This window comes from Lewinellaceae bacterium, from assembly GCA_020636105.1.
GTDB lineage: Bacteria > Bacteroidota > Bacteroidia > Chitinophagales > Saprospiraceae > BCD1.
This window is the reverse complement of record JACJYL010000002.1, coordinates 802,802-821,044: the sequence shown is the minus strand read 5'-3', so window position 1 is coordinate 821,044 and position 18,243 is coordinate 802,802. Positions and strand designations below refer to the sequence as shown.

Below are 18,243 nucleotides of genomic sequence, written 5' to 3'. Positions count from 1 at the left end.
CGTGCCTCGCAAGGTTCAAAGTTCATAGGACAACCTTCAAACTTTTTCAAGGCTTAAGTTCCTATTTATACCAACCGCTCCACCTTTGTTTTATCGGTAATTTTGAGATCGCTGTTGAGATTCAGCAGATTGACTCCCGGTTTTTTGCCCACTTCAAAGCTACCCAGCTCGTCTTCAAAACCGAGGGCTTCGGCCCCATTCAGGGTGGCCCAGCGCAGCAAGGTTTCAAAATCCACGTAGGACTGGTATTTTGAGATGGTTTTCATCTCATCGAGAATGGATAGCCGCCAGTTGGAGGTCAGGCTGTCCGTGCCGATGGTCATGCGGGCGTTGTTGTCGATGAAGGTTTTGTAGTTGGGCAGGCGGTTTTCGATATACAGGTTGGCGTTGGCGCAGGTGGCCCAGTAGACCTTGTCGCTCCACTTATGAGCGGCTTTGATGTCTGCATCACTTGTCATGGTATTGTGAACGAAAAGCGTTCTTTGGTTGGGATCCATATTATCCATGGCGTAGTGGATGGCTGTTTGACCGGTTGGCTGAAAATCGTCCAGGGTGACTCCAAACCCGCCAAAAAAATCAACGAAACCTCCTTCTTTTTTCAGAAAGAGGTTGTCTTCGTGAGCGGTTTCCTGGTTGTGGATGCTGAGGGTGGCATTAGGGTTGTTTTGTTCGCGGATGATGTTGAATAATGCTTTGGAAACGGTATAGGGTGCATGCGGAACATAACTGATGCGGTTACCATTATTGCGGCTCTGATTGTCAAAAACCGTTTTATATTGTTCGTAGGTAGCTTGTGCTCTTTCGTTTTGCAAAAAATCGAACATCTCCACAAAGGTGTAATAGCGTATATTGCTTTGTTCCTTTGCTTTAGCCGTATCCACTTTGTTGGAGATATCTCCTACCGCGACAATACCTTCTTCTTCCATTTGAGCATCGGCCTTGCTTATGGCATCCAAAATTTCTTCCATTGGAAACTCCCTTTGGGTGACTACATCCACCAGGAATGGAAGCAATCCTGTACCTGTATTCACTATTCCTTTCATGTGGGAAAGCTCCAGGTGGCAATGCGTATTCACAAACCCGGGAACCAAAACCCCTATATGTATATCGAGACTGGCAGAATCATAGTCCTTTTGGTGTCCGACTTCCAGAACCTTTCCGTCTTTATCCAAAATGAGGACTCCGTCTTTTATGGGAGGGCTTGAGACGGGGAATACGTAATCTGCGGATATTCTATGCATGGTTGAATAGGTGTTTTCTGAAAATGAGGTGTGAAAATAGGGAAAGTGAGAAAAAAGACGCGTTTTCTTTCGGTTAAATTTTCTTAAAATTTTAGGTTTGTGAAGAAGAAATCGTTTGTAGCAAAAGAAAATATTCCCAAAGGGATAACTTCAAGTTACCCCTGATTTTCCAGAGATAGGCTATTGTCCGGGAATATTTTTAGCAAAAGGAAGTTGATGTGTAGTGCCGGCCTTAAATCATTCCGTCAGCCACTGCTTTTACAAAATCCATGGAACTAATGATCCCCACCACTTTTTCTTTTTCTATCACCACAAGATGGTGCATTTCGCTTTCTATCATTTTCCTGGCGGCTTCACGTAGAGTGGTTTCTTTGCTCACGGATTTGATGCGCCGCGACATGATAAATTCCACGTCAGTACTTTCGTCTTTTACGCCCCTCAAATCCCTGTTGGTGACAATGCCTAACAGGTTTATTGTTTCATCCTCGAGGGCTACGATAGGGATGGCACTTACATGCTTTCTTTCCATCAATTCCCTGACGTAACCGGTAGTTGAATCCAGGGTGGTCGTGACGACCGGGGAGGCCATTATTTTTTCGACGGTTGTAGCCATGGGTTGTTTAATTTAGTATTGGCTAAGATAAGAAATTTCCAAAAAAAATACCAGACTTCTGACAACATATCGCCCTAAGTCTGGTATTCAATTATTATATCACAAAACAATTAAACCATGAAAGCAAGTTCTTCTTCTAATTTCACTTCCTTGTTTGGAAATTTGATAGCTGCCTGGGCTGCGGAGAGCCTTGCAATGGGAACGCGAAATGGAGAACAACTTACATAATTGAGGCCGCTTCTATGGAAGAATTCTACCGAAGCAGGATCTCCGCCATGTTCACCGCAAACTCCAATCTTGAGATTTTCCTTTACAGATCTGCCCTTGTCAACTCCAAGTTTTACCAGGCTGCCTACTCCATTCTGATCAATGGATTCAAAAGGATCGTTAGGTACAATGCCTTTTTGGATGTAAACCGGGAGGAAATGTCCTACGTCATCGCGGGAAAATCCGAAGGTCATCTGTGTAAGGTCATTGGTTCCGAAGGAGAAGAAGTCTGAAATTTCTGCCAGCTCATTAGCAACAACAGTAGCTCGGGGGACTTCGATCATCGTTCCTACTTTGTAGTCGATGCGTTCGTTGCGCTCTTCGAATACTTTTTCAACCGTTGACACGATGATGTTTTTTTGCAATTCGAGCTCTGCTTTTATCCCTACCAGCGGTACCATGATTTCAGGATACACCAAAATACCTTTTTGTTTAAGGTTTAGGGCAGCCTCGATGATGGCACGGCTTTGCATTTTGGTGATGGAAGGGAAGGTATTGCTCAAGCGGCAACCTCTGTGCCCGAACATCGGGTTGGATTCTTCGTGGTCGGCTACGAGTTCTTCTACACGTTCTTCGCTAATGCCAAGATCCTTGGCCATTTCGATACGGGCCTTCTTGGTCTGTGGCAGGAATTCATGCAAAGGAGGATCGAGCAAACGGATGGTTACCGGCAGGCCGTTCATAGCTTCGAAGATGCCTTCAAAATCTTCACGCTGGAAAGGAAGAATCTTGTTGAGTGCTTTTTCCCTTTCTTCCAGGGTTTCGGCGACGATCATCTCCCGAATCGGAAGGATACGTTCTTCCTGGAAGAACATATGTTCCGTTCTGCAAAGTCCAATACCTGTGGCTCCGAAATTTCTTGCAACCGTTGCGTCATGAGGAGTATCAGCGTTGGTTCTAACAGCAAGTTTTGCGTATTTATCGGAAAGATCCATCAATTCTCCAAATTCTTCCACGAGGCTGGCTTCTTCTGTTTTTATTTTGCCCAGGAACACCTGTCCTGTAGTTCCGTTGAGGGAAATCCAGTCTCCTTCATTGAGATAACGATCCCCGATATGCAGCGTTTTTTCGGCATAGTTCATATGCGCTTCCCCTGCACCGGAGACACAGCATTTGCCCATGCCGCGAGCCACTACAGCAGCATGGGAGGTCATACCACCTCTGGCGGTTAGAATGCCTGCAGCCACTTCGAGTCCGTGGATATCTTCAGGAGAAGTTTCAATTCTTGCGAGGATCACTGTTTTTCCTTTGGCAGCCCATTCAACGGCATCATCCGCGGAGAAAACGATCTGGCCGGAGGCAGCTCCCGGAGAGGCAGGCAGACCTTTGGTCAATTCCACTGCTTCTGCAGCGGATTCTTTATCAAAAACAGGGTGCAGCAATTCGTCCAATTTGTATGGATCCATACGCATGAGGGCTTCCTTTTCAGTAATCATGCCTTCCCTGAGCATTTCCATTCCGGTTCTTACCATTGACAAGCCGGTACGTTTTCCATTACGGGTTTGCAAAATCCAGAGTTTACCCTCCTGGATGGTAAACTCGAGGTCCTGCATATCCTTGTAGTGTTGTTCGAGTTTGTCCTGGTACTCGTTGAGTTCCTGGTAAATTTCAGGCATGACTTCTTCCAGAGAAGGATATTTTTCCTTACGCTCTGTTTCTGCAATGCCCCCTAATTTTGCCCATCTTTTTGAACCTTCCAGAGTGATTTGCTGAGGCGTACGGGTGCCGGCCACAACGTCTTCTCCCTGTGCATTGATGAGGTATTCCCCGGTGAAGATGTTTTCTCCTGTTGCAGGGTCACGGGTAAAAGCCACACCGGTAGCGGAGTCGTTACCCATATTTCCAAATACCATAGCCTGTACATTAACGGCTGTTCCCCATTCAGCAGGGATGCCATTTAAACGACGGTAGGTGATTGCCCTGTTGTTCATCCAGCTGTCAAATACGGCGGTGATGGAACCCCAAAGTTGTTCCCAGGGATCCTGAGGAAAATCTTTTCCGGTTTTTTCCTTGATCTTGTTTCTGAAAGTATTGCAGATAAGTTTTAGGTCGTCAACAGTAAAATCCGTATCGGATTCAATGCCGCGTTCTTCCTTAATATAATCCATGATCTTTTCGAAAGGATCGATGTCGTCTTTTGTTTCGGGTTTTAAGCCCATCACCACGTCTCCATACATTTGAATGAAACGACGGTAAGAGTCCCATGCAGACCATGGGTTGGATTTTTTGGCAAAACCTTCCACCACTTTATCATTCATACCGAGATTCAAAACGGTGTCCATCATACCTGGCATGGAAGCTCTGGCACCTGAACGTACGGAAAGTAATAAAGGATTTTCGGGATCACCAAGTGTTTTACCCGTAATCTTTTCAACAATAGCCACGCCTTTTTCCACCTGGGCAGTCAATGCGAGGATCGTTTTTTCTTTTCCCGCCTTGTAATAATTGTTGCAGGCTTCGGTCGTTACGGTGAATCCCGGAGGGACAGGAACGCCAATCAGGTTCATTTCTGCGAGGTTGGCTCCTTTACCACCCAGGAGTTCCTTCATCTTACTATTTCCTTCTGTGAATTCTCCTCCAAAGGTGTAAACATATTTTATAGCATCCATAAAAATGAAGTTTTTGTTGAAAATTATGGCTCGAAATTAAGGTGATTAAGTTTGGGGTTATTTGAGTTTTGTCAATCATGGTGGATGATTTTTATCAGTTTAATGAAAACCTGGTTGCATGATCTATAATGTATTAAGGTCAAATATGGGGCTGTTTTTGACTGTTGGAACAAAAGTGTTATTTGTTCAAAATTTATATTTAATTAGTTTAAAATCAATTGTTTGTATAGATGGGGTGTCGTTAATTTCTATCGTTTTACATATATTTTTCGGGGGTAAAAACAGACAATAAAATCTGTTTAAAAAGAAATCTGGCGGGCTGTCTGAAAAATAAAAACAACAGTAATTATCATTAAATAATTAAAGGTCTGTAAAGAAATGGAATTTAAAGTGCGATAAAAACCGGTAATTTTTTTGGATCTATGTGTTAAAAAGCACGACAAAGTCACAAAGCACACAAAGAAGTGTTTTGCAAAATGTATGCTCCGGGAGCTATGTGGCTATGTGTTAAAAAGCACCACAAAGTCACAAAGCACACAAAGAAGCGTTTTGCAAAATGTATGCTCCGGGAGCTATGTGGCTATGTGTTAAAAAGCACCACAAAGTCACAAAGCACACAAAGAAGCGTTTTGCAAAATGTATGCTCCGGGAGCTATGTGGCTATGTGTTAAAAAGCACCACAAAGTCACAAAGCACACAAAGAAGCGTTTTACAAAATGTTTGCTCCGGGAGCTATGTGGCTATGTGTTAAAAAGCACGACAAAGTCACAAAGCACACAAAGAAGCGTTTTGTAAAATGTATGCTCCGGGAGCTATGTGGCTATGTGTTAAAAAGCACGACAAAGTCACAAAGAACACAAAGAAGGTTTTGCAAAATGTATGCTCCAGGAGCTATGTGGCTATGTGTTAAAAAGCACCACAAAGTCACAAAAGCACACAAAGAAGTTTTTGTAAAATGTATGCTCCGGGAGCTATGTGGCTATGTGTTAAAAAGCACCACAAAGTCACAAAGCACACAAAGAAGCGTTTTGTAAAATGTATGCTCCGGGAGCTATGTGGCTATGTGTTAAAAAGCACCACAAAGTCACAAAGCACACAAAGAAGCGTTTTGTAAAATGTATGCTCCGGGAGCTATGTGGCTATGTGTTAAAAAGCACCACAAAGTCACAAAGCACACAAAGAAGCGTTTTGTAAAATGTATGCTCCGGGAGCTATGTGGCTATGTGTTAAAAAGCACCACAAAGTCACAAAGCACACAAAGAAGCGTTTTGCAAAATGTATGCTCCGGGAGCTATGTGGCTATGTGTTAAAAAGCACCACAAAGTCACAAAGAACACAAAGAAGTGTTTTGCAAAATGTATGCTCCGGGAGCTATGTGGCTATGTGTTAAAAAGCACCACAAAGTCACAAAGCACACAAAGAAGCGTTTTGCAAAATGTATGCTCCGGGAGCTATGTGGCTATGTGTTAAAAAGCACCACAAAGTCACAAAGAACACAAAGAAGTGTTTTGCAAAATGTATGCTCCGGGAGCTATGTGGCTATGTGTTAAAAAGCACCACAAAGTCACAAAGCACACAAAGAAGCGTTTTGCAAAATGTATGCTCCGGGAGCTATGTGGCTATGTGTTAAAAAGCACCATAAAGTCACAAAGCACACAAAGAAGTGTTTTGCAAAATGTTTGCTCCGGGAGCTATGTGGCTATGTGTTAAAAAGCACCACAAAGTCACAAAGAACATAAAGAAGCGTTTTGCAAAATGTATGCTCCGGGAGCTATGTGGCTATGTGTTAAAAAGCACCACAAAGTCACAAAGCACACAAAGAAGCGTTTTGCAAAATGTATGCTCCGGGAGCTATGTGGCTATGTGTTAAAAAGCACCATAAAGTCACAAAGCACACAAAGAAGTGTTTTGCAAAATGTTTGCTCCGGGAGCTATGTGGCTATGTGTTAAAAAGCACCACAAAGTCACAAAGAACATAAAGAAGCGTTTTGCAAAATGTATGCTCCGGGAGCTATGTGGCTATGTGTTAAAAAGCACCACAAAGTCACAAAGAACATAAAGAAGCGTTTTGCAAAATGTTTGCTCCGGGAGCTATGTGGCTATGTGTTAAATCGAAATATTGGCTAACAACCGCTACTTCAACTTATCCGCTTGTGTTTGCGCATCCGCCATGATTTTATCTGCTTTTGCGTCGGCCTCATTTTCTATTTTTTGAGCATTTGTTTCGGCAGCATCTGTAGTCTGTCGGGCTCGTTTTTCCGCTTCCGCTTCCAGCTGAGCGGCTTTTTTATCCGCTTCGGTTACAAAAGAATCGGCCTTTTTATTGGCTTCGGCCAGTAATCGATCCGCCACCTTTTGGGCCGCAGCCTTGGTGATTGGATTGGTGGCTTTGGCTAGTTGTTTCTGAGCCTCAGCTTCGGCGGCTTTTTTGGCCTGGTCCGCTTGTTTCTGGCCTTCGGCACGTAACTTATCTCCGGCGGTCTTTCCTTCGCTCCTGATCTTCTCAGCGGCTGTTTCGCCCTCAGCACGCAATTTATCTGCCGATTTTTTGGCTTCCTCTTTTAATTTATCTGCCTGTACCTGTGCATCAGCAATGATCTTTTGTGCTTTTTCACTGAGGCCTGCTTTGATCTCTTCTTTTTTATCGTCCACGGCAGCTTTTACCGTTTCCTTGGCAGCATCAACAATGGAGGTTTCTCCATCGAGTCCCAGCAGGGAAAATTTGACCTTCGGATTCGTGATCGACCCTTTGAGGTTGATCAATACGTTGACTGTTTCGCTCTGCCCGATGTTGAGCCCCAGTTTGGAAGCCTGTTCGCTGATGGACTTTAACCCGCTGCTGGCGAGGTTGCCGAGTCCTGCTTTATCCAGCCATTTGCGAGGAATGGCGGTTTTTATATTGTAATCCATCTCGTTCTCCAGGCTGTGGGAGCCGCCAATTTTCATTTTCAGGTCTTTGACGGCGTAGTCAAATTCTTTTACTTCCACTTTGCCATCGGCAATAGTGAACCAGTTTTTAGAATCCTTGACCGCCATTTTTCCTTTGAGTTCTTCAATATTTAAGGCATTGCCAATGGCATTGAGGGGTTTGAATTCGGTAATCAGGCCATTAATGGTATGCAAAAATCCTTCAACATTGAGTTTGCTGTAAACAGGCATCATATCTTTTCCCAGACTTCCCGTCATGGCCATGTTGGTCGTGAATGTTCCGGTCATGAATTTGCCAATAGGCGCCAGGGTCGCGAAACTGTTGAATGTGGAGAAGGCTTCCTTGAAATCCATCTTTTCCAGATCAATGTTCATGTCGAATTTTGGATCTTCCGGGTCGGCGGTGTAATAACCACCTGTCATTTTCACCTTACCTTGCAGGGTCTCGGCAGTAGCGTCCTTTATGGTTACAGACCGATCAGGGGCTATGACAAGTTGTCCATCCAGGTTGTTGAGCGTCATATTGGTATAAATGATCTTCCGGAAATCAGCATCAATGGTCATATCAATATTTTCCGGCACCAGGATAGGTTCGAGTGCTTCCGTATTAACGGAGGCTTCCCCTGAATTTTCAGGAATCTCCCCACTTTCCGTCATGAACTGGTTGAGGTCAAAATTATTGGATTTCAAACGGAGTTTTCCCCCTAAAGTGCCTTCGTCAAAAAGATATTCAAAAGCATTGGTAATCGTTCCGGAACCTTCCAGGTCGCTGCCGCCGATTTTCATGGCAAACTCATCGATATCCATACGGTTGGGCGCGATCTGTCCTTTGGCTTCCAGGTCGGTTAATTGATATTCGTAATAATCCAGTTTATTGATCTTGGCATCGACCCTAAAATCAAAACGGTCGAAAATTTCTTCGCTGGCAGCGGTCTCCGGTGCAGCACCGAGGGCCTGTTGAGTGGTGGCAGTGGTTGCGGTTGCGGTTGCGGGTTCCTCTTCCATCCATTCATCTGCAAAAATGTAATCAGAGCGAAGGACCATATTGCCTGTCATCGTTTTTTTAGGAGAAAAATAAGCGAGGATATTGTCAATATGACCGCTGGCAGTCACATCACTTTTTCCTAGTTTGCCGGTAAAGGAAGCGATGTCCACCATTTTAGGACTGAAAGCCATTTTGGACTGATCGATGACCACGGCGGGGTAGCCGGTCATGTCGTATTTCAGATGGGATATTTCAGCTTCTCCGTTTATATCCACGGCTTCATAGTCTTCACGCTCGATCTGAGAAAGCCGGGCTTTCATTTTTACATTGGCGGTGATCAGTCCACTCATTTCATCTACGCCATCTACAGGAAAGGCTTTGGCGAGGTCGGCGAGGTCGATCACGCCATTGAGCAGGCCATCTACGGCCGGGTCGGACATAGGCGTGGAGATTTTGACCCGTCCGTCCATGGGGTTGTCCCCGATCCGGAAGCCCATTCTTGGGATGTCAACGGTCAAGTGATCCAGGTCGCTGTCCGGGCTGTTAACATCCACCTTGGCATTGATATCGGTAATGCCCAATGGGAGGTCAGGATATTTGACGTTCCCGTTGGAAATATTGGTTTTGATCCGGAAACCGGGAAGGGAGGTTTCATTGTAAGTGCCTTTGACGTTTCCGGAGAAATCGAATTGTCCGTCGATTTTCACCTGCTCATACCCTTCGATATAAGCATTGGGAATGAGGGACCACAGGCTTTTAAAATCATTTTGCGGAGAGGAGAAGGCCAGGTCCATCAAGATGTCTTCTTCTGCCAGCTGAACAAAACCGTCTGCCTTCAGCTGAAGAGCATTGACCTTGATCAGATTGTCTTTAAGCGTGTATTTGCTGTTGGTTTGATCGATATTAAAAATAGCATCCAGGCTCATTTTAGCCTTTTTTAAATAGGAAATGCCTCCCATCCTAAAGGTCAGGGCCTCAATGTCCGTTTTGGTTTTGAGATCAAAAACATCAATGGTAAAATTCCCGGAACCTTTATGGTTCAGATTATCGATTTCGAGAAACATATCACCGCTGCGATCATCGTAGGTTATTTTTGCCTCTTCAATGGAGTAGGATTTTAGGGTAGCTTTAAAACCGCTGTAATCGGTTTCCTCGTTGGTTTCCTCAATGCGTTCGTCTGTGGCGATCGCAATATCGTAATTGGCTTTCCCGTTTTCGAGCACCAAAACATTTATCTCTGGTTTTCGTAAACCAATTGAATTGATTGTGATGGGGGAGGTTTTTGAGAAAAGAGAAAGCAGGTCAAAAGAGAAATCTGCCGCTTCGCCTTTGGCCAGCAAAGTTCCTTCAAAATCACCTTTCCCGGTGACCTCAAAGTTTTTTAACAAAAAGGATAAATCGGGAAAATGCCTGAAAAGGGAAAGGTTTACCTCTGTAAAATCGACCTTTGCATCAACGGTACGGTTGATTTCTTCTTTCGCCATTTCAACAATGCGGTCTTTGTAGATAATAGGTATGGTTACGGCCAGGCCGATAAGAACTACTAAAAATATGAAAAAAATAAAGAGAATGCGTTTCAAAAGCTTCATGATGAATTTCTTTTTATATATGAGATCAGCTAGATAGTTTTTGTTAGTTTTGTGAGATTCATTCCTAAAAGTCCCGTTTTTTTGGAAATTTTAAAAGCCTGAACGACACAAGGCAAAGATAGCACACAAATTGATTAAATATTTATGAATTTATTAACTTATCACCCCCTATGAAGCATAACGAAAAAGACTTCCTTCTTATTGAAAAGGATGGGGCACTCTATGATTTTTATGAAAAAAATAAAGAGGTAACATGGCTTAGTTTTGATACCGAATTCGTAGGAGAAAAGCGTTTTTTTACCAGGTTGTGCCTGTTGCAGGTGGCTACTTCTCACGGCAATTACATCATTGACCCCTTGAAAGTGGAAGATTTACATCCCTTCCACCTGATGCTGGAAGATCCGGCTATTTTAAAAATTACCCATGCAGGAGACAATGACTATCGTCTGATGAATTCCCTGTACGGGACCATTCCGCAGAATATTTTCGACACTCAAATTGCTGCAGGATTTTTGGGATATCAATACCCGTTGTCGTATGGTAAATTAGTGGAAGGCGAAACGGGACGACGTCTAAAAAAAGGATATGCTGTCACAGATTGGGAAGGAAGACCTCTAGGGCCTAAGCAGTTGGAATATGCCATCCTGGACGTATTGCCGCTGTACGATTTATGGCAGTCTTTGAATGGTAAATTAAACAATATCAATCGGTTGCATTGGGCAAAAGAAGAATTTTTGCGATGGGAAGATCCGGCTTTTTACGAAAAAGACTTATACGCAGAGGTACTCAAAAGCAACCTGATGAATTCTCTGGATCGAAATGGTAAGTTGTTCCTGATGCGATTGATAATGTGGAGGGCTGAAACGGCCGAGCGCAGGGATCATTCTAAAGAAATGGTTTTGCCGAGTAAAAATATCGGACAGATCGTTCGTTCTGTAACTTCAGGTTATGAGGGATTAAAAAACAACCGGCATTTGCCTGATAAGCTGGTTCAAAAGTACGGACAAATATTCAGCAAATTTTATTCAGATCCTGCTACTAAGGAAGAAATAGCCGTTTTGAAAATGTTTGGCAAGGAAGAACAGCTTTTTCCCCAGGAAGAGATAATGATCGAATTGCTGCACCTGCTGGTTCGTCAAAAATGCCTGGATGCCGACGTTTCTCCTGTCCTGGTTTTGGCAAAAAGTGCCTTGAAAAAGATGAAATCCGATGTCGCCACCCGGGAATCCCTCAGTCTTTGTCAATGGAAAATAGAACTGTTGGGAGAAGAACTGGTTCACTGGTTGCTTCATCCCCACGAATTGGAAATGAAAGTGGAAGGAGGGAACATTTTAATTATGGAATCCTGATTTTGACGTTGATATTATGACAAAAAATGATCCGCAAACCATACTCCAGCTCACTGATTTCAAAACGTATTTTGAATCAGATGGGGGTGTTGTAAGAGCAGTGGACGGGATATCTTTTGACGTAAAGACAGGGCAAACCTTAGGTATAGTGGGGGAGTCGGGGTCAGGTAAAACGGTGACCGGACTTTCTATCATGGGCCTCGTGGATCCATCGAATACCCAAATCGTTGGCGGAACGATTCATTACAGGATGGCGGATGGTCAGTTAGTGGATTTGGTAAAAAGTGCGGCGAAGGATTTCAGGAAGATACGCGGGAAAGAGATCGCTATAATCTTCCAGGAACCCATGAGTTCCCTGAATCCCGTGATGAGATGCGGAGAACAGATCACTGAAATGATCCTTTTACACAAAGGAATCGATAAAAAAAGTGCCCGGCAGGAAGTCCTCGGATGGTTTGAACGGGTCAAATTACCTACACCGGAACGGATTTTTGATGCCTACCCTCATCAATTGTCGGGAGGGCAAAAACAGCGGGTGATGATCGCCATGGCCTTGTCTTGTGACCCTCAGATACTGATCGCTGACGAACCGACCACGGCCCTTGATGTTACGGTGCAACAATCCATTCTAAACCTGATGAAAGAACTGCAGGAGTCGCTGGGCATTACCATTATTTTTATTTCTCATGACCTGGGCGTGATCCGCCAGATCGCCGATGATGTGGTGGTGATGCAAAATGGCCTTATCGTTGAGCAGGGAGCGGTGGAGGCGGTATTCAAAAACCCTCAGCATCCCTATACTAAAGGATTACTGGCCTGCCGCCCTCCATTGGGCCGGCGGTTGAGACGACTGCCGACCGTTGCTGATTTTCTCAACGGGGACGTTACGGAAGATGGGTTGAAAAACAATATTCTTTCTGAGAATGAAATGAAAACAAGGCTTTCGAACCTGTCCCAAAAAGAACCTTTGCTAAAGGTAGAAAATCTAGGCGTTTCTTTCGGAGGGCAAAAACGGTTGTTCAGGAAAAATCATGAAACCGTTGAAGCCGTAAAAAACGTTTCCTTCGAGGTGTATCCCGGAGAGACTTTGGGCCTGGTGGGAGAATCCGGATGTGGGAAGACGACCTTGAGTCGCGCCATTTTACGACTCATCGATACGGAGGTAACCGGAGGAGCCTACTATGGAGGCAAGGACGTTTTCGGGTTGTCCTCGAGGGAAATGCAAACCTACCGCAAGGGCGTTCAGATCATCTTTCAGGATCATTACGCTTCTTTAAATCCACGGAAAATGGTGGGCAGTGCCATCATGGAAGTATTAAAGCTGCACCAGGAGAAAACGGCTGAAAAGGTGATGAAGGAAAAAGTAATGAACCTCCTTGAAATGGTGGGCATGGAGTCTTTCCATTTCTCTCGTTATCCTCATGAGTTATCCGGAGGGCAGCGGCAGCGTATTTGCATTGCCCGGGCCCTGGCCGTGAAACCCGAATTCATCATTTGCGATGAACCGGTCTCGGCCCTGGACGTGTCCGTCCAGGCTCAGGTACTGAACCTACTGAAGGACCTCCAGGAAAAACTGGGACTTACTTATATTTTCATTTCTCACGATCTTTCCGTTGTCAAATTTATGAGCGACCGTATGCTGGTTATGCAAAGCGGACAAATCGTTGAGTCAGGTCCATCAGATGAAATTTATGCTAATCCAAAGGAGCAATATACGCGGGCATTGATCGCGGCGGTCCCGGAGTAGTCATTCCATCTGCAGGACGGGAGTCCTGCACTTTTTCCGTAGCCGACAGGATGTCGTGACGAGCACCCTTTTTACTTCTACTGTCATTCACTGATATAGGTTGACCACTTTTTTTTCAAAGATTTCTCAAAAAGCATTCTTGATCTCGGCGTTGACGGAGTGATTGTTCCTGCGGCAGGACAATAGGGTAAGATGAGCGAGTTTTATTTTTTATTTTTATTGCGGCCTAATCGGAACATTCACCCATGTATGATCCCAGCCAAATGTCATGTTCACCCTTACAGAATCGTTTGAGAAATCAATGGTAAATTGTTCGGTCATTGAATCAGATTTTTGCACAAGCACGTGCACTTTCAACACATCAAAATTGTAATCCGGCGGGTAGGCGCCAAACTTTCCCAGTTCACTGTTGAGGGATATTTCCCAACTTTCAGAACCGGGTACGGCATACATCCTGTAGCTGCCAGCATTTAAAGGGGTTCCGGCAAAATAAACGGGCAGGCTAAACGTGATTTCTGTGGCATCATTTGCTCCAAGCCTCCAGTATTTGCCGTAAGGAACCAGTGCATCATCCCTTTCTTCTCCAAAGATCAGTCTTCCTTTTTTGTATGGCCGGCAATAGGTGACCTTAATGTCCAAATCTCCATAATTAAAGGTAATTTCTTCCAGTGGACTGTGGGTTCGTGTCGTGGAGAAGTTATAACCGATAATGCCTATCATAACAAACAGGAATACGCCAAAAAAAATAAAAACAAACGTTTTCATCATCATGTGTTTAAAGTTGGTGTGCAAGCTTAATTAAAAAAGGGAATAAATAAAAGGACTCAGGGCTGTTCCTCCTCCGAATACGATAATGATGCCGAGCAGGAGTAATACGATGATTATGGGAGCCAGCCAGAATTTTTTCCGTTCCCTCATGAAAAGCCATAAATCTCTTATGAATTCCATTGATTTTGCTTTTTGGATTATTAATGTAATTTTGTTTTCACTATGTCAATATGCCCTTGAGGGTGCAATGAATCTCATGCAATTTACAAAACTAATCATTTATAATTTAGCGATATTACTGGGGCTGCTTTTCCTTGCCGAAGTCGGGTTTAGAATTAGTGAACCCGATTATGCCTATTATGAACGCACCTGTGCGGCCGATTTTTATGAAAAGGCCTGGCAAAAGCTCGATACCAACTGGGTGCAAAAAGATACTACACTAGGTTGGGTGTGCCGGCAAAAGGACTATCTTAAATTTTATCAGCCTGATTTTTTCAATGTGGCGTATGCCATCAATTCGGACGGTTTCCGTAGCCCGGAATTCACCATCCCCATGGACACGTTTCCCCGGGCAAAGCGCGTCCTGCTGTTAGGCGATTCGTTCCTTTTTGGAATTTTTCTTGAGAATGACCAAACCATTTCGGCCAAAATTCAGCAACAGCTTGGAGCCGATTTTGAGGTCTTTAATTTGTCGATTCCCGGATGGGGGCTGGATCAGATGTTTCAGGCCTATTCCAAATATGTGCAACAGATTCAACCGGATATTGTCCTTTTATTTTACATCGACGATGATATTTCACGACTGGTAGAGGCTTTTTATTGGGGCGCCGGAGTAAAAAATGCCTATTCCCTGGAAAAGGGGGAATTGATACTAAGAGATCCTGAAGATGGCCAATTGAATGACCTGGAAAGTTTTTTTTGCTTTAATAGTCAGATAGTCAATCGTTTATATAAAGTTGGAGTATTTCAAAAAGCGCTTCCTTTGTCAAAAGCCATTTTACAGGAAATGATCGAATCGGAAAAAGCTTCAGGACGTTCCCTTATCACAGTGCGCTTCCCGCGAAGGGAACAAATAGGGAATGAAAGGCTGAAAAAATATGATCTGGAAGTTTTTTTTAAAGAGCATCATTGTACTTATCAGGACCTGGAAAAAGAAATCCGGTTATTGCCGAAAGAAGCTTATGATCCTTTTTTTATTAAACAGGATGACCATCCTTCAGAAAGCGGAACCGACTTTATTTCCAAAAAACTCGTGGATATGATTGAAAAGGCAAGTTAAACATTTCTTAATTTCAACATTGATTTTTAAAATAAGTTACTTTTGCAAACTCAAACGTCAAATTTTTCGTTTAGAGCATTAAATTAATAACAAAAATATTATAACCATGAAAGTATTTAAATCCCTTTTGGGACTTGTATTGATCCTCACATTGTGTACTCCGGCCTTGATGGCACAAAAGACTGAAACCAAAGAGCAATTGATGGCTCCTGAGGTTAATGTTGAGCAAAAAGCTCAAAGACAGACGGATAATCTTGCCAAAAAAATTGAATTGAACGAGAAGCAGGTGGCGAAAGTGAAAAGTATTTACATAAAATACGGTAACAAAGAAGCGGAGGCCAAAAAAATAACTGACACTAAGGACCGCAATCAAAAAATATCCAAAATCAGGATGGATCAGGAGCAGGCATTGAAGGATGTTATGACTAAAGAGCAGTTGGCAAAGTACCAGGAAGCTAAGGATAAAAAAAGGGAAAGCATGAGTGCTGCAAAAGAACAGCGTGACACAGAAAAAAGAGCTAAGGAAAAAGGAACTGCACCGGAAAGAAGGGAATTACATGGCGAACCTTTCACTACCGAGCAAAAGGCCCAGAAAAAAACAGATAGTTTGGTTGATGAACTTGGATTAACCCGTGAGCAGGTGCCTCAGGTGCAAAAAATCAATCTTGATTACTACACTCAGTTGGACCAATTAATGAAAAATACAGAAGACAGATCGGCATTGAAGGCTTCAAAAAATGCTTTGAAAGAAACATACACGACTTCATTGAAGGCAGTGTTGACCGCCGAGCAGTTTGAAAAAATGAATGAGAAGAAATAACATGGTCTTTTATTAGGATATTCCTTCTCGTTAACGGAATCATTTTACCCGGTTTGTGCCGGAAAAATAAATGGCCTGCAGCTCAAGTATGTTGCGGGCCATTTTTATTTTGCCACACCACAGCTTCCTGGAATTCCCCCTGTCGGAATTTATTTACCTGTTTTCCGTTTTTAGACAGCCATGAAAACAATATTTGACCCCGAAAAATTATTTAAGAGAATGTTTATGGATTATCTTTCGGGGTTAAAAATTCCTATTGAGATTTTGTAATGTTCTTTTGGGCCTGAAAAAACGGCGAAGGATACCGGTGACCTGAATCGGCAGATCGTTTTCTTTTCAGTCCAGGTTTAATTTTCTTCCCCGAATCCTGGATAGTTTATCCAATGCCAACCTTTAACCCGAGAACTTTGTTTTGAAATATTAAAACCTAATAATTTACATGGAGGATAGAATTAAAATTTTGTGGGCAGATGATGAGATCGATTTACTTAAGCCTCAATTGATGTTTCTGGATAAAAAAGGATATGATGTCATCACCGTAACCAACGGGCATGATGCCCTGGAGGAGTGCGATGAACATCCGGATATTGATGTAGTGTTCCTGGATGAAAGTATGCCCGGTATTTCCGGATTGGAAACCCTGGCAAAATTAAAGGAAAAACGTCCCAGCTTACCCATTGTTATGATCACCAAAAACGAAGCGGAACATATCATGGAAGAAGCCATTGGTGGTCAGATCACCGACTACCTGATCAAACCCGTCAATCCGAACCAGATATTACTTACCCTAAAAAAAATCATCGACTCAAAGAGTCTCGTCAGGGAAAAGACTTCTTCGGATTACCAGCAGGAATTTCGCCAGATCTCTATGGATATCCATAATAACCCCAATGCGGAAGAATGGGTGGACGTTTATAAAAAGATTGTAAACTGGGAGCTTAAGATCGATCAATCGAATTCTGTGGGTATGGCTGAAATTCTGGGGATGCAAAAAGCAGAAGCCAATAATGCCTTTTCAAGGTTTATTTCCAATAATTACCTCGATTGGTTGCGGGATCACACCGGCCCTATAAGATCGGATACCCTGATGAGAGAAAAGATTTTTCCGCATGTCGATGAAGAACGGCCTACGATTATGTTACTGCTCGACAATCTTCGTTTTGATCAGTGGCGTATTCTCAAGCCGATCATTTCGGAATTGTATCGGCAGGAGGAAGAAGATTTTTATTACAGTATTCTGCCCACCACCACCCAATATAGCCGGAATGCCATATTTGCCGGATTGATGCCGGCAGACATTGAGAAACATTATCCGGATTTATGGTTCAATGATAATGAGGAAGGAGGGAAAAACAACTTTGAGGATCAGTTGCTTGCAAAGCAGATAGGCAGAATTGTCAGGAAGGAGATCAAGTTTGATTACCTGAAGGTTACCAGTGTACACAAGGCAAGGCAATTGAGTGACAATATTCTCAATTACCTTCATAATGACCTGACGGTTATCGTTTACAACTTCATTGATATGTTATCGCATGCGAGGACGGAAATGGAAGTGCTCAAAGAACTGGCGGGGGATGAAAAAGCCTATCGGTCTCTCACGCGGTCCTGGTTTTTGAATTCACCCTTGTGGACCGCCCTTCAAAAAGCCGCTGAGCGCGGGGTTCGTCTTATTATCACCACCGATCACGGAACGATCCGGGTGAACAATGCTTCCAAGGTGGTTGGGGATCGCGAGACCACCACCAACCTCAGGTATAAAGTGGGGCGGAATTTGAATTACGATAAAAAGGATGTGCTGGAAGTTACGGATCCTCAAAAAGCAGGACTCCCGCGTCCCAACGTCAGTTCCAGATTCATTTTTGCCAAAGAGGATAATTTTTTCCTCTATCCCAATAATTATAACCATTATCATAATTATTACAAGAACACTTTCCAGCACGGAGGGATTTCCCTTGAGGAAATTATTTGCCCCGTCGTCAGGATGGTCGCAAAATAAAAATACTTTAATGGCCACAGGAAAGGCGTTCATGATAAGAATACCCTATCCA

11 protein-coding genes are annotated in these 18,243 nt (G+C 43.5%); 5 read left to right on the top strand and 6 right to left on the bottom strand.

Features of this window, described 5'->3' with window-relative positions:
* Positions 1-65: 65 nt before the first annotated feature.
* The 4 genes from H6571_20420 to H6571_20405 all read right to left on the bottom strand — a co-directional run bounded on the left by H6571_20420 (position 66) and on the right by H6571_20405 (position 10,232).
* Complete coding sequence (locus tag H6571_20420; protein MCB9326116.1) at positions 66-1,241, bottom strand: amidohydrolase family protein; 1,176 nt, start codon at positions 1,239-1,241, stop codon at positions 66-68.
* Between the two features lie 232 nt (positions 1,242-1,473).
* The gene (locus tag H6571_20415; GenBank protein ID MCB9326115.1) at positions 1,474-1,854 is read right to left on the bottom strand and encodes a CBS domain-containing protein; all 381 of its coding nucleotides are present in this window, start codon (positions 1,852-1,854) and stop codon (positions 1,474-1,476) included.
* A 110-nt stretch (positions 1,855-1,964) separates the two neighbouring features.
* Positions 1,965-4,730 carry a pyruvate, phosphate dikinase gene (locus tag H6571_20410; protein MCB9326114.1) on the bottom strand — a complete coding sequence of 922 codons (2,766 nt, stop codon included), beginning with the start codon at positions 4,728-4,730 and terminating at the stop codon, positions 1,965-1,967.
* A gap of 2,133 nt (positions 4,731-6,863) precedes the next feature.
* A complete protein-coding gene (locus tag H6571_20405) occupies positions 6,864-10,232 on the bottom strand; it encodes a hypothetical protein (GenBank protein ID MCB9326113.1) in 3,369 nt (1,122 codons plus the stop codon).
* 170 nt (positions 10,233-10,402) lie between these two features.
* On the opposite strand from H6571_20405, the gene H6571_20400 reads away from it, so the two are divergent.
* A complete protein-coding gene (locus tag H6571_20400; protein ID MCB9326112.1) occupies positions 10,403-11,581 on the top strand; it encodes a ribonuclease D in 1,179 nt (392 codons plus the stop codon).
* Positions 11,582-11,597: 16 nt separating this feature from the next.
* Positions 11,598-13,328, top strand: a complete 1,731-nt coding sequence (locus H6571_20395; protein ID MCB9326111.1) for an ABC transporter ATP-binding protein — start codon at positions 11,598-11,600, stop codon at positions 13,326-13,328.
* Positions 13,329-13,544: 216 nt separating this feature from the next.
* Here H6571_20395 and H6571_20390 read toward each other — a convergent pair whose 3' ends face one another.
* Positions 13,545-14,099 carry a DUF2911 domain-containing protein gene (locus tag H6571_20390; protein ID MCB9326110.1) on the bottom strand — a complete coding sequence of 185 codons (555 nt, stop codon included), beginning with the start codon at positions 14,097-14,099 and terminating at the stop codon, positions 13,545-13,547.
* A 27-nt stretch (positions 14,100-14,126) separates the two neighbouring features.
* Complete coding sequence (locus tag H6571_20385; protein ID MCB9326109.1) at positions 14,127-14,276, bottom strand: hypothetical protein; 150 nt, start codon at positions 14,274-14,276, stop codon at positions 14,127-14,129.
* A gap of 76 nt (positions 14,277-14,352) precedes the next feature.
* Between H6571_20385 and H6571_20380 the strand changes: the two genes are divergently transcribed.
* The 3 genes from H6571_20380 (at position 14,353) to H6571_20370 (ending at position 18,191) form a co-directional block, all read left to right on the top strand.
* Positions 14,353-15,375: an SGNH/GDSL hydrolase family protein gene (locus tag H6571_20380; protein ID MCB9326108.1), complete on the top strand. Its 1,023-nt coding sequence runs from the start codon at positions 14,353-14,355 to the stop codon at positions 15,373-15,375.
* A gap of 106 nt (positions 15,376-15,481) precedes the next feature.
* The gene (locus H6571_20375; protein MCB9326107.1) at positions 15,482-16,195 is read left to right on the top strand and encodes a hypothetical protein; all 714 of its coding nucleotides are present in this window, start codon (positions 15,482-15,484) and stop codon (positions 16,193-16,195) included.
* A 439-nt stretch (positions 16,196-16,634) separates the two neighbouring features.
* Entirely contained in the window at positions 16,635-18,191 is a 1,557-nt protein-coding gene (locus H6571_20370; GenBank protein ID MCB9326106.1) for a PglZ domain-containing protein, read from the top strand.
* Positions 18,192-18,243: the final 52 nt, after the last annotated feature.